Origin of the sequence: Pseudogulbenkiania ferrooxidans 2002, assembly GCF_000174355.1 — a bacterium.
In the GTDB taxonomy this organism is placed as follows: Bacteria; Pseudomonadota; Gammaproteobacteria; order Burkholderiales; family Chromobacteriaceae; genus Pseudogulbenkiania; species Pseudogulbenkiania ferrooxidans.
Genome location: NZ_ACIS01000004.1, coordinates 1 through 12,431, shown reverse-complemented (window position 1 = coordinate 12,431; position 12,431 = coordinate 1). Strand labels below are relative to the sequence as shown.

Annotated in this window: 9 protein-coding genes and 2 rRNA genes; 3 read left to right on the top strand and 8 right to left on the bottom strand. The window is 63.4% G+C overall.

Annotation, left to right across the window (positions count from 1 at the left end; translation table 11 throughout):
* Positions 1–101: 101 nt before the first annotated feature.
* The 3 genes from FURADRAFT_RS20130 to FURADRAFT_RS07390 all read right to left on the bottom strand — a co-directional run bounded on the left by FURADRAFT_RS20130 (position 102) and on the right by FURADRAFT_RS07390 (position 6,440).
* Positions 102–1,091, bottom strand: a complete 990-nt coding sequence (locus FURADRAFT_RS20130) for an alpha/beta fold hydrolase (protein WP_236261564.1) — start codon at positions 1,089–1,091, stop codon at positions 102–104.
* Between the two features lie 17 nt (positions 1,092–1,108).
* On the bottom strand, positions 1,109–4,099 hold the full coding sequence (locus tag FURADRAFT_RS07395) for a non-ribosomal peptide synthetase (protein WP_008953509.1): 2,991 nt from the start codon (positions 4,097–4,099) through the stop codon (positions 1,109–1,111).
* Between the two features lie 757 nt (positions 4,100–4,856).
* Positions 4,857–6,440 (bottom strand): ABC transporter substrate-binding protein, encoded by a 1,584-nt coding sequence (locus FURADRAFT_RS07390; RefSeq protein WP_008953508.1) that lies wholly within the window; start codon positions 6,438–6,440, stop codon positions 4,857–4,859.
* 546 nt (positions 6,441–6,986) lie between these two features.
* Between FURADRAFT_RS07390 and FURADRAFT_RS07385 the strand changes: the two genes are divergently transcribed.
* Entirely contained in the window at positions 6,987–7,223 is a 237-nt protein-coding gene (locus FURADRAFT_RS07385; RefSeq protein WP_008953507.1) for a hypothetical protein, read from the top strand.
* 305 nt (positions 7,224–7,528) lie between these two features.
* Here the strand turns inward: FURADRAFT_RS07385 and FURADRAFT_RS07380 are convergent, their stop codons facing one another.
* The gene (locus FURADRAFT_RS07380; protein ID WP_008953505.1) at positions 7,529–7,756 is read right to left on the bottom strand and encodes a hypothetical protein; all 228 of its coding nucleotides are present in this window, start codon (positions 7,754–7,756) and stop codon (positions 7,529–7,531) included.
* 271 nt (positions 7,757–8,027) lie between these two features.
* Positions 8,028–8,198 carry a hypothetical protein gene (locus FURADRAFT_RS20695; RefSeq protein ID WP_160165313.1) on the bottom strand — a complete coding sequence of 57 codons (171 nt, stop codon included), beginning with the start codon at positions 8,196–8,198 and terminating at the stop codon, positions 8,028–8,030.
* 136 nt (positions 8,199–8,334) lie between these two features.
* Here FURADRAFT_RS20695 and FURADRAFT_RS07375 point away from each other — a divergent pair, with 136 nt between their 5' ends.
* Complete coding sequence (locus FURADRAFT_RS07375; protein ID WP_008953504.1) at positions 8,335–9,009, top strand: glutathione S-transferase family protein; 675 nt, start codon at positions 8,335–8,337, stop codon at positions 9,007–9,009.
* Between the two features lie 135 nt (positions 9,010–9,144).
* Here FURADRAFT_RS07375 and gcvA read toward each other — a convergent pair whose 3' ends face one another.
* Positions 9,145–10,053: a transcriptional regulator GcvA gene (gene gcvA / locus FURADRAFT_RS07370; protein WP_008953503.1), complete on the bottom strand. Its 909-nt coding sequence runs from the start codon at positions 10,051–10,053 to the stop codon at positions 9,145–9,147.
* Between the two features lie 186 nt (positions 10,054–10,239).
* Between gcvA and FURADRAFT_RS07365 the strand changes: the two genes are divergently transcribed.
* Positions 10,240–11,559: an NAD(P)/FAD-dependent oxidoreductase gene (locus FURADRAFT_RS07365; RefSeq protein WP_008953502.1), complete on the top strand. Its 1,320-nt coding sequence runs from the start codon at positions 10,240–10,242 to the stop codon at positions 11,557–11,559.
* A 494-nt stretch (positions 11,560–12,053) separates the two neighbouring features.
* Here FURADRAFT_RS07365 and rrf read toward each other — a convergent pair.
* Together rrf and FURADRAFT_RS07355 are read right to left on the bottom strand one after the other, a co-directional pair.
* Positions 12,054–12,167: ribosomal RNA gene (gene rrf / locus FURADRAFT_RS07360) — 5S ribosomal RNA — on the bottom strand.
* A 118-nt stretch (positions 12,168–12,285) separates the two neighbouring features.
* Positions 12,286–12,431 (bottom strand): 23S ribosomal RNA (locus FURADRAFT_RS07355); the annotation flags it as partial.

Below are 12,431 nucleotides of genomic sequence, written 5' to 3'. Positions count from 1 at the left end.
GCGGGCAGCCGTGTCCGGCACGGTCACACCCCGGCGCCACCAGTGGCGGACGCCGGGATTGAGCGGCCGGGGGCGTATCGCGTGGTTGATCGGGGGTATGCTCAACGCAGCGGTTGTTCGGCCAACGTTTGGTCCGCTCCGCTGCCCTGGCGCAGCACCTGCGCCACGATCGCGCGCAGCGCCTCGCCCTGAACGATGGAGAAGTGATCCTCGTCCATCGCCACCACCTCCAGGTGGCCGCCATCCGGCATGGCGAAGGGGGTCAGCAGTGGGAACTGCTGCTTGCGGGTGGCGCGGAACAGGCGCGTCGGCGTGCTGATCGCGTGCGGCGCATGGCGTACCAGGGCGTTGTAGTTGGCCTGGTATTCGCCGAGCAGCGTGACGAACTCCGGCAGCGAGAGCTGGCCTGCGCTCGCCACGGTGTCGCGCAGCACGGCCAGGGCGGCCTCGGGCTGCCGGCCCGCGTCCAGGGTTTCGATGGCGGCAAAGGCCTCCGGCACCGGGGTGCTGCCCAGAAGATCGCGCACGAAGTTGCGCAGCAGCGCGTAGCCTTCCAGACGGCTGGCCGTGCGGCTGTCGGCCGATTGACAGCTGTCGATCAGGGTCAGGCCGAGCGGGGCGATGCCGCGGGCTTCCAGCTGGCGCGTCATTTCCTGGGCGATGACACCGCCCATCGACCACCCCAGCAGATGCAGCGGCCGCCACGCCCCGAGCTGGCCGGACAGCGCTTCGATGTAGCGCGCGGCCAGTTCGCCGACCTCGCGTTCGCTACCGTCGCCCGGCGACTGCAGCGCCAGCACGGCCATGCCATCCGGCACCAGGGCGGTCAGTTCGCGGTAGCACAGCACGTTGCCGCCCACCGGGTGCACCACCACCAGCGTGCTCTCGCTGCCGTCGCGCAGCACGACCAGCGGACTGCGCCCGGACGAAGCCGCCGCGTCCTGCGCCAACAGCTCTGCCTGGGCGGCGATGGTGCCGTGGCGCAGCAGGGACGCCAGCGGCAGGCTCTTGCCGAACTCGGCGGCGATGGCGTTGAGCAGGCGCACCGCCAACAGCGAGGTGCCGCCCTGCTCGAAGAAGTTGTCGTCGATGCCCGGCGCGTCGATGTTCAGCAGCGTCTGCCAGATGCCGGCCAGGCGCTGTTCGTCGGCGTTGCGCGGCGCGCGCTTCTCGCGTTCGACCGGCGGCAGCGCGGCGGCGATGTCGGCCAGCGCCTTGCGGTTGACCTTGCCGTTGGCCGTGACCGGAATCTGCTCCAGTGCGATGAACTGCGCCGGCACCATGTAGTCGGGCAGCGTGCGCGCCAGATGCTCGCGCAGCGCCGCCTCGCGACGCTGTCGTTTTCCGGCACGTACAGCGTCACCAGCTGGCGGTCCTGGCTGTGGCCCTGCCGCACGATGGTGGCGGCGCTGCGCACCCCCGGACAGCGGTCGAGCACGGCGTCGATTTCGCCCAGCTCGATGCGGAAGCCACGGATTTTCACCTGGTCGTCGTTGCGGCCGAGGAATTCGAGGTAGCCGCTGTCGTGGTAGCGCCCCATGTCGCCGGTGCGGTACAGCCGCTCACCGGTTTGCGGATGGGTGATGAAGCTGGCGGCGGTGCGTTCCGGGTCGTTGTAGTAGCCCTTGGCCACGCCGATGCCGCCGATGTACAGCTCGCCCGGCACGCCGGTCGGCGCGTGGCGCAGGTCGCGGGTCAGCACATGGAAGTGCTGGTTGGCCAGCGGCCAGCCGTAGGGAATGCTCTTCCAGCTCGGGTCGACGCGGTCGACCACGAAGTAGTTGGACCAGATCGATGCCTCGGTGGCGCCGCCCATGCCGATCAGCACGGTGTGAGGCAGCTGCGCGGCCAGGCGCCCCGGCAGGCTGACCGGAATCCAGTCGCCGCTGAGCATCACCAGGCGCAGCGACGCCAGCTCGCTGGCGGCGCGCGCGCCCAGGTACTCGATCTGCATCTCCAGCAGCGCCGGCACGGTGTTCCATACCGACACCTGGTGCTCGCGCACCATGCGCGCCCAGTCGTCCGGCGACGGCGTTTCGCTGTACGGCGGCAACACCAGCGCGGCACCGGTGCCCAGGCTGGCGAAGATGTCGTACACCGACAGGTCGAAGTTGAACGCCGAGATGCCGATCACGCGGTCTTCCGGCGTCAGGCCGAAGCGATCGATGATGTCCTGGATGGTGTTGACCGCGCCGCGGTGGTCGATCATCACGCCCTTGGGCTGGCCGGTGGAACCGGAGGTGAAGATCACGTAGGCCAGGTCCAGCTCGCCCTGCACCGCTGGCAGGTCCACCGCCGGGCCGGGTTCACCGTCGGGCAGCACGTCTTCCAGAATCAGCATGGTGACGCCGGCCGGCAGCTCGAAGCCGTCGGCCAGATCGCGCTCGACCAGCGCCACTTTCACCCCCTGTTGGCCGAGCAGCCATGCCTTGCGCTCGGCCGGCAGTTCGCTGGAAACCGGCAGGTAGGCGCCGCCGGCCTGCACCGTGGCCATCGCCGCCGACACCTGGCGCCAGCCGCGCCGCGCGACGATGGCGACCAGATCGTTTCGGCCAACGTCGTTGTCGCGCAACTGGGCGGCCAGGCGGGTGGTCAGGCGCCACAGCTCGTCGTACGACAGGGTGCGCGCTTCGCTGATGATGGCTGGGCGCTGCGGGTACTGGTGACAGGCTGCGGCGAAGAAGTTGTGCAGCAGGCCGGTCGGCAGCGGCTTTGCCGAGGCGTTGGCGGTCTGGCGCGCGGCGAGGTTGCGCGGCGGCACGAGCGGCAATTGCGGGGTGTCGGCGGAGCTGCCATCGATCAGATCCAGCAGCTGATCGCCGAAGGACTGGAACATGTCCTCCACCACGCCCGGCTGGAAGGCCTCGACCACGTAGTCCCAGTTCAGGGTCAGCTGCTCGCCGTCCATGTAGACCTGGCAGTCGAGCAGCACCTGCGGGGTCTGCAGGCCGCCGGCACGAATTTCCCAGCCCAGGTCGACCGGGCTCAGCAGCTTGCCCATCGGCAGGCCCAACGAGCTGGCGAACACCACCGGCATGGCCGGCACGACGCTGCCGCTGCGGCCCATGGCGCGGATCACCTCGACGCCGGAGACCTGCATGTGTTTCAGGTCGCGGAACATCTTGCGCTGCAGCGCACGAGCGCGCTCGCGCAGGCCGCCCTCTACCTCCACCGCCTCGACCGGCATGGTGCTGCCGAAGTTGCCGAACACGTGGGCGAAGCGGTCGTCGTCGTTCGGCCGGTGGGTTGCCAGCATGTTGATGATGAAGTTCGGGTTCTTCGACCACAGCCGCAGCACGTCGGCGTACATGGTGCACAACAGGCTGTTGACGCTGACGCCGCAGCGGCGCGCCTGCTCGTACAGCGCCTCGACCTGGCGGGCGTTGAGGCTGATGCGGATGCGGCGGAACTCCGACTTCTCCGGAATCGCGTCGTGATCGACCAGCGGCAGCTCCGGCGCGTTGGGCAGTTCCTTGGCGCGTTCCTGCCAGTACTGCAGCGAACGCTGATAGCCCAGCGTGCGCGTCTGCTGGCGGCGCAGCTGGACGAAATCGGCAAAGCTCGCCGCTTGCGGCTGGGGAGCGGGACGCCCGAGGTAGACGCCGCACATATCGTTCAGGAATAGCCACATCGACATCGCGTCGAAGGCGATCAGGCGGAACAGGAAGTGGACGTAGTAGCCGTCGGCCACCTGGTCGATGAAACAGGAAAACTGCAGACCGCGCCCAAACGGCGGCAGCTCGGACTCCAGCGTGGCCTTGCGCTCGGCCAGGTAGGTCCTGGCCCCGTCCGGCGATACATGGCGGTAATCGTTGAGCGGCAGCGCGATGCGCTCCGGCGGCGGCAACGGGCGCTGGGTGCCGTCGCTCAGGATTTCGACCGTGAGCGAGGGCTGCGAGCGCACCACCGCGAGAATCGATCGCTCCAGCAAGGGAACGTCCAGTGTCGCGGTGAAAAAGCAGCGATGCAGGAAGGCCGGCGTATGCAGGCGGTAGGCATCCTGCTCACCGAGCCAGTAGGCGTGCTGCAGTTCGGTCAGGGGAAATGCGGAAACAGGGGAGTGACAGGTATCGGGCTGATGGTCTGGCAGGTGTGTCATGACTTAAGCGATTCCGGGTGGGCTGGTTTATTCAGTATGCATTTTGTAAGTTACAGCCAATGTATTTGCCATTATTTGCTTGTAACACTTATAAGCCGGCGCCGGATTATGCCATCCTTATGAAGCTTGATCTAGCTCAACCTATAACATTTCAACATCTAGTATCACCGCGATGCCGGACGCCCGATCCGGCTATCGCCCCAGCGCCAGGGCCTGCCGGGTACCATGGCGTGTGGCAACGCAGCGGGGCTGCCTCCAATCGCCCGGCATTGTGCCTCTCCGGCAAAATGACGGTCTTCGACGGAAGCGACACGTAAGCGTCATTGCCCGCCACCGCCGACCATCGCCCCACCCTACCTCGAGAGCAGGTGGGTTTCATGACACGGCCCACCAACGGATGGCGCGCGGCGGCTTACGAGCAGAGGTGGCCGACAACGGGAGGATGAAGACGGATGCCGATAGCGGCCGCAGTAGCGGCCGGCCTAGCGATTGCCGCCAGCTTGGACCTGGGTGTTGGGAGGAAAAGGTCTGCCTGGGGGCGGGATCAGCGGCCGGCGTGACGCGCCGGCGCTGGGCGTGGAGGTCCTGTTGCCACCTCCGAGGTCGGGGCGTTCGCCCAAGCGTTGTCGCCCTCGGAAGCCACGGCCGAAGGCGCATGAGAAAGCCCGCCACCGTGGCGGGCCGGAGCAGAATGAAGCGGGCATGACCCGCCGCGCCGGCGGCGGGTACGGAGGACCGCGGCGCGTCGTGACCGGGGTTATTTGAGGTAGACGTCCTCGAAGTCGAACGAGCCATTGGGGTTCATCACGAAGCCCTCCACGTCGTTGCGCAGCGGAATGTAGATCTTGGAATGGGCGACGGTGATCCACGGCCGTTCGCGCTTGAAGATTTCCTGTGCCTTGAGGTAGTAGGCGCTGCGCTGGCGCTGGTCACTGGTCTGGCGCGCTTTCAACAGCAGCTCGTCGAACTCCTTGTTGCAGAAGCGCTGGCCATTCTTGCTCACGCTGCACGACAGCGTGCCCCACAAAAAGTCATCCGGATCGCCGGCGTCGCTGGTCCAGCCGCTCATGTAGACATCGTGCTCACCCTGCGCGGCGCGCTTCAGGTACTCGCCCCACTCGAAGCTCTGGATGGTCGTCTTCACCCCGATCTTGGCCCAATCCTGCTGGATCATCTGCGCCATCAACTTGCCGTTGGGATTGGTCGGCCGCTGCACCGGCAGCGCCCACAACGTGATGGCGAAGCCGTCCGGATAGCCGGCCTTGGCCAGCAACTGCCGCGCCTTCGCCGGGTTGTACTCGTTCCGGTTCTTGCCGTTCCAGCTCCACACCGACGGCGGGAACGGGTTGATCGCCTGGATGGCCCCGCCCTTGGGGAACATCACGCGGAACAACGCATCACGGTCGATGGCGATGTCGAGCGCCACGCGCACATCGCGATTGGCCAGTTGCGGCCGCTGCAGATTGTAGGCGAGGTAGGAGATGTTCATCGCCCCGGTGGAGGTGACCTTCACCCCCGGCGCGCCGTTGAGGCCGTCCAGGTCGGCCTCGCGCACCGCCGCCGCCACCTGGCACTCGTTGCTCTTCAGCTTCTGCAGCCGCACCTGCGGGTCGGTGACGATGGCAAACACCAGGCTCTGGGTTTTCTGTTTCTTGCCCCAGTAGCCAGGGTTGGCGGCATAGCGTACCGCCGCGTCCTTGGCATAGCCCTTGAACAGGAAGGGGCCGGTGCCGATCGGCTTCAGGTTGATGTCGGCGGCTCGCCCTTCGGCCAACAGCTTGGCGCCATACTCGGCAGACTGCATGCCGGCAAACCCCATCGCCAGGAAATTGACAAAGGTCGAGTTGCGCTCCTTCAGCCGCAGCATGACGGTGTAAGGGTCGACCTTCTTCACCGCGGCCACGCTCTGCGCGATACCGTTGGCGTTGGGGCCCAGTAGCTGGGTTCGGAACGCCTTGTTGAACGGCGCCTCCGGATTGATCCAGCGGGTGATGGTGAACACCACGTCATCGGCGTTGAAGTCGCGGCTGGGCTGGAAGTAGTCGGTGCGGTGGAACTTGACGCCGCGGCGCAGGTGGAAGGTGTACTCCAGACCATCGTCCGACACCTCCCAGCCGGTTGCCAGGGCCGGCTGCAGCGCCGTGCCGCCGTGCTTGAATCGCACCAGGCCCTGGAAAATCTGCCGCGTGACGTTATAGGTCAAGGCGCTGTCCCACAACGCCGGATCGAAACCCTCGGGTGCCGCTTCGGCACAGAACACCAGCGGTTTGGCCGCCATGGCCATGGGGGCGGCCATGCTGACAACACACGCTGCCATCAGGGTGGCAAAGCGACGCTTCATCCGATTTCTCCTTATGTTTTCTTGGTGGCCACTGGTCGCCGCTGAATCGATTTACGGAAAGCCATCTCCAGGGCCAATGAATGGTGGTCAGTCCGGCATAGCCTCGAATCCGGCTCGTGCTTCAAAGCGAGCTTAACAGCCTTGGTCTTCACCGCGTAATCCCCTACCCTCGCCGCCCACCAACCGAAGCGCCGCAGCACGCGTTTCATGAATAGGCGGTACGCACCGCATACCGATTGGAAACCGTGTGCGCAGAGGGAATGGATGTGGGCATGTAACGCTCCTGTTTTTGTCCGATCCTAACGCAAGAGCAGCCGCAGCTCACTCACTCGACATGCCATACGCCGACAGGCCTTACCGGGCGCGACATGGCACCCCTGCCATGTTGATGTTCCGAGGTTGACAAGCACGGGAGCGGCAAATAAAAGTTTTAAGGCGCAACCGATTTGACGAGGAGGAGGAATAAACAACTGGAGAAGGAACTGCCGTTGGTTTGCTGCCGCCTGCGGGCTGGGCCTGAGCACGGCGCTTTGGGCGCAGACTGACATGTCGGCAGAGACACCGCCCGCCCCGGAGGAGGTCGCCGAATCCGCCACGCTGGTGGTCATGAACATCAGTGGCCCAACCCTGGTGTCCAGCAACCAGGATATTTCCGACAACGGATCAGAAATCGCCAGCCTGCCACGCCTCACCTACAAAACCCTGCCGATCGGAGCAGGCCATCACGAATTCCGATTCAAGGCCTTCCCACAAGGGAAACGGGTCGCCACGTTGGAAGCCTAATCGGGCAAAACCTACTACCTGATGGTGGGTTACAGCCCGGGACGCTCCTGGGCATTCCCTTTTGCGGGGGACCCGATGACGATCAAGATCGTCGGACAGGACGAGGCATTCGCCTTGATGAAGGAAATGAAACCCAAGCAACCAGAGACTGCGCCATGACCCGGCTCGTCGGGCTTGCCGGCGGGCTTGAATCTTCCCTGCCCGACATGGAAAAGGCTGAGCCGTGCGGCTCAGCCTTTTGACAACGCGCGGCCCGACCATCGAGCCTGGAGACAGGCAGCGGGGACTGACGCCCCGAGGAAAGCTTAACGACTGGCCTGGTTCTCTTTGACCCAGCGTGCCACCCAGTAGGCATTCTGCTGGCTGAGGCGGGCTTGTTCGGCTGGTGACAGCTGGGCGTAGCTGGCCTTGATTTTACCCTGTTCCGCCTGCCAGGCCTGAACCTGGGCGTCCGTGGGCGCAACGTAGCTATCCTTGGCGAAAACCGAGCCGGCCACCAGCAGCCCGGCAACAACGAATGCAACTTTTTTCATGTGAACTCCGATGTGTTAATAAGCCAGGAGGGAAATCCCCTCTTTGCAAATTTCATATGTAAAATTTATCGCTTCGGAGTATTTTGAAAAACCATGCTATGAGAAAGAATTTGTTTACTCTCGGTAAACAATGCAGCATCCAGGCACGACCTGCCTCGCCCTAACCTCCCATCCCAACACCGGACAGAGAGAAAGACGAGGACCGTTTTCTTGCAATCCACCCCACCAGCAACTAGCGTCCAATCAGGATGAAACGGCACCCTCGGCCATGTCATTTTTCCAGGGCATACCGACCACGGCGGACCGCATCGAAAAAACACACCACAACGCTCCGGCAGGATGGATCGGCGCACGAGATCGTCGCCTGGCTGGCCGGGCTAAATGCCGGCGCAGTGGCGGCACGGACAGGAGGTTCGGCCACGCCGCGCAGCAAATCGCGCATGATCGATCACCTGCGCATTTGATGGGGGTTGCCCGCCTCCGTGGCGTCATCCTCCAGCAGCAACCGGCATGCCCTGCGGTGAATGCGCCTAGAACCAGGCCCTGAGACGCCCACGTCCGCCTTTGGAGAATTCGCGATGAAACTCTATTACCACCCCGCCTCGACCACGAGCCGCATCATCATGATGTTCGCCGCTGAAGAAGCAATCCCCCTGGACTATCAGCTGGTCGACCTCATGACCGGCGAACACCTCAAGCCCGAGTTCCAGGCCATCAACCCCAGTTGCCTGGTACCGGTGCTGGACGACGACGGCTTTGTACTGACGGAAAGCGGGGCCATCATTCGCTATCTTGCCGGCATGACCCAGTCGTTGGCCTACCCAGCCGACCTGAAGCAACGGGCACGCGTCGACGAGGCCATGGAGTGGTTCTACAGCAACTATTACAAGGACCATGGCTACGGTCTGGTCTACCCGCAATTGTTCCCTCACCACAGACGTCCAACCGAGGAGGCCCACGCCGGGACCATCGCCTGGGGCAAGCAAAGAGCCCAGCACTGGCTCGGCATCCTCGACAAGGACTTGATCGGCCCCGATAGACGGTTTCTCTGCGGAGACACGATCACCCTCGCCGACTACGTCGGCGCCGAGATGGTCGCGGTGGGCGAACTGGTACGCTGCGAATATCTGGACTACCCCAACGTGCGACGCTGGTTAAACCGAATGAAGGCCCTGCCGAATTGGGGCAAGGTGCACGAGGTCGTCGAGGGGTTCAAAGCCTCGCTCAAAGACCGGCCCTTCATATCGATCTGACCCTGCATCCTGGCAAGGCGTGTCGCCAAGGCCCTCCAACACCCCCTGCATCACACGTCCTCCGATCAGAAGCGTGCCGGCGCAGTGGGCTTGTCTGTTGGCACCTGGCGGGCTCGCCGTGGACGCAGGCCGGCGCTACGGCTGAAGCTGTGAACGATACTGCTCGGCTTGCTCGAGCAACCAGCTGACAAAGGCCTGAAGGACTTTGGCCTCCTGCTTGCTTTCCGGGTAGACCAGAAAATAGCCCATCTCGCTCTGCATCGGGATATCGAAGGGCGTCACCAGCGAACCCGAGCGGATTTCTTCCTGCACCAGAAAACGCGGCACCAAGGCGACCCCCATTTGCGCCCGGGCCGCCTCCACCAGCATCGAAAACAGCTCGTAGCGCGGGCCGACCATGGCATTCAGGTCGCTGGCCCCGGCCGCGGCGAACCATTTATGCCAGGCATCGTGCCGTGCCGACAGGTGCAGGAGCTTCAGCTTGACCAGGTCCTGCGGCTGCGGACAGGGATGCCGCGCCAGCAGCTGCGGGCTGCAAACCGGGATCATTTCCTCACCAAACAGATGATCGGCATGAGCGCCGGGCCAGACCCCCGTCCCGAAATGAATGGAGGCGTCGAAAACGGTGTCGGCAAAAATGAAGGTATCGGAACGGGTGGTGATATTGATCGTGATATTGGGATGCTCGGCGTAAAACCCGGGCAGGCGCGGAATCAGCCAGCGCGTGGCGAAGGTGGGGATCGCCGCCAGTTCGATAACGCCGCCCGAACCTTGATGCGCCATGATGGACAAGGTGCTGCGCTCCAGTCGGTCGAGATGCTCCCGCACCTCCCGGGCATAGACCTGGCCCGCCTCGCTCAGGCTGACGCGTCGCTTGATGCGATTAAACAGGGCGATCCCCAGCATTTCCTCCAACGTCGCGATCTGCTTGCAGACGGCGCTTTGCGTCAAAGCCAATTCTTCCGCGGCCCGGGTAAAGCTCTGGTGCCGTGCCGCCGCTTCAAACGCCTGCAGCGCCTCGATGCTCGGTATCTTCCGTCTCACCTATTGTTCCCATCACTCACAATGTGCTGAATTTATATCGTTTGCCGAAGGTGGCACACACCGGGCAAATTGGCCGCTAACGGCCTAATTTCAGGCCATTCTAACGGCCCTTTCGCATTGCCGCCAACAAGGCAAATTGTGCATGCGAGGAAGCATGGCCAGGCAAACGCACCTCAGGAGACACCGATGCCCACGTCCAACATGCAGAAAATCGTCATTGTGGGAGGAGGCGCCGGCGGGCTGGCGCTGGCAACGCGGCTAGGTGACACCCTGGGACGCCGGCAACAAGCCGAGATCACCCTGGTCGACTGCTCCCGCACCCATATCTGGAAACCCCTGCTGCACGAAATTGCCGCCGGAAGCATGACGCCGGCCAAAGAAGAACTCGACTACCTGGCTCAAGCCCGGTGGCACGGTTTCCGTTTCTGCCTGGGGCGTATGGATGGACTGGACCGTAGCGAGAAGGTCATCCATGTCGCCCCCACCCTGGATGCCGACGGACAGGAGCTGATTCCGCGCCGCCGGATTTCCTACGACACCCTGGTGCTGGCCGTCGGCAGCGGCACCAACGATTTTGGTACCCGAGGCGTTGCTCAGCATGCCATCAGTTTGAACACCCCGGAACAGGCCACGCATTTCCATCAGCGCATGGTCAACGCCTGCGTTCGGGCCAGCCTGCAAAATGCGCCATTGCGCCCCGAACAACTGCAAATCACCATCATTGGTGCCGGGGCCACCGGTGTCGAACTGGCGGCAGAACTGCGCAACACCACGCGGGAGCTGGTGGCGTATGGGCGGGAAAGTATCGATCCCGACCGGGATATCCGCCTGACCCTGATCGAAGCCGGGGATCGCATCCTCCCTGCCCTGCCCCCTGAACTGTCGCACAATGCCCGGCGCCTGCTGGAAAACCTCAATGTCACGGTGTTGACCGGAGAAAAGGTCACCGAGGTGACCGTGACATCCGTGCTAACCGCGAGTGGCAAGCTCATCCCGTCGGAATTGGTGGTCTGGGCCGCGGGAGTCAAGGCACCCGACTTCCTCTCCCGGCTGGACGGCCTGGAAACCAATCGGCTCAATCAACTGGTGGTCACCCCCACCCTGCAGACCACCTTGGATCCGGCTATTTTCGCCCTTGGGGATTGCGCTGCCTGTCCGTGGGAAGAGAAGCAAGGCTGGGTACCGCCTCGCGCCCAAGCAGCCCACCAGCAAGCCACCCTGTTGCTCGCGAACCTGAAACGGCAACTACAGGGCAAACCGCTGCGGACATTTGCCTATCGCGACCTGGGCTCGCTGATCTCGCTGGGCAAATACAGCACGGTGGGTAGCCTGATGAGCTCCCTGTCCCGCAAGAGCCTGTTTATCCAGGGGCAGTTCGCACGCCTGATGTACTTGTCGCTCTACAGCAAGCACAAGATGGCCCTGTATGGGCTGGGAAGAACGTGCCTGGCGACGATAGGCCGGCTGCTTTCCAAGCGCGCCGAACCCCAAGTGAAGTTGCACTGACATCCCCCGATCGGCGTGAGGGGGCCGATCATCTGTCCTTCCCCATGTCCGTCACTCCCCTTCAGTGACGGGCTTCTCTTTACTTCCGAATGATATGACTTGTGGGGAGTAGGCTAGGACGCCACAGCCAGCTCTTCAGCCAAGCCGTCAGTGGGAGAGGGAGAACGCGGAGCCAGCGCCGCCGACAAGCGCCAGCTCGTCGGCGCCCCGACGGGCGGTTCGGGTTGTAAACACAAAAACCCCCAGTGCATGTGCACTGGGGGTCTGCATGTTCAGCAAGCCTGCGGCATACGGGTTCTCCCCAAGGCACAGGCCGATCGAATTGTCGGGAAGATTAAGGATGTACAACTAAAAGCGGCATCTGTGCCATCCCCAGCCACAAACACCCGTAATGCATCAGCCAGGGGAGCCATTGCGGCATGGCGGCATGGCGGCATGGCGGCGCCATAAAAACAGAAAGCCCAGCTCGGATGAGCTGGGCTTTTATAAGGGGAGTCTGGCGGTGTCCTACTTTCACACGGCAATGCCGCACTATCATCGGCGCTAAGGCGTTTCACGGTCCTGTTCGGGATGGGAAGGGGTGGGACCACCTCGCTAAGGCCGCCAGACATAAACTGTCAACAAACTAGAAGAAGCCTGGAAGCCAGCTGGCTTCCATTTCGAATTGGGTAATCGATCGTACGTCGCACTCTCTATTCACCGCGTGGCCCAAGCCACTCAAATGATAGGATCAAGCCTCACGAGCAATTAGTATCGGTTAGCTTCACGCTCACAGCGCTTCCACACCCGACCTATCAACGTCTGTCTCGACGACTCTTCAGAGGGTCAAGCCCTCAGGAGTCTCATCTCAGGCGAGTTCCCGCTAGATGCTT

Excerpts from the sequence above, each read along its gene's own strand:
- FURADRAFT_RS07395 (WP_008953509.1), bottom strand. The coding sequence starts at position 4,099 with ATGACACACCTGCCAGACCATCAGCCCGATACCTGTCACTCCCCTGTT.
- FURADRAFT_RS07390 (WP_008953508.1), bottom strand. The coding sequence starts at position 6,440 with ATGAAGCGTCGCTTTGCCACCCTGATGGCAGCGTGTGTTGTCAGCATG.
- FURADRAFT_RS07385 (WP_008953507.1), top strand. The coding sequence starts at position 6,987 with ATGTCGGCAGAGACACCGCCCGCCCCGGAGGAGGTCGCCGAATCCGCC.
- FURADRAFT_RS07380 (WP_008953505.1), bottom strand. The coding sequence starts at position 7,756 with ATGAAAAAAGTTGCATTCGTTGTTGCCGGGCTGCTGGTGGCCGGCTCG.
- FURADRAFT_RS20695 (WP_160165313.1), bottom strand. The coding sequence starts at position 8,198 with ATGCGCGATTTGCTGCGCGGCGTGGCCGAACCTCCTGTCCGTGCCGCC.
- FURADRAFT_RS07375 (WP_008953504.1), top strand. The coding sequence starts at position 8,335 with ATGAAACTCTATTACCACCCCGCCTCGACCACGAGCCGCATCATCATG.
- FURADRAFT_RS07365 (WP_008953502.1), top strand. The coding sequence starts at position 10,240 with ATGCCCACGTCCAACATGCAGAAAATCGTCATTGTGGGAGGAGGCGCC.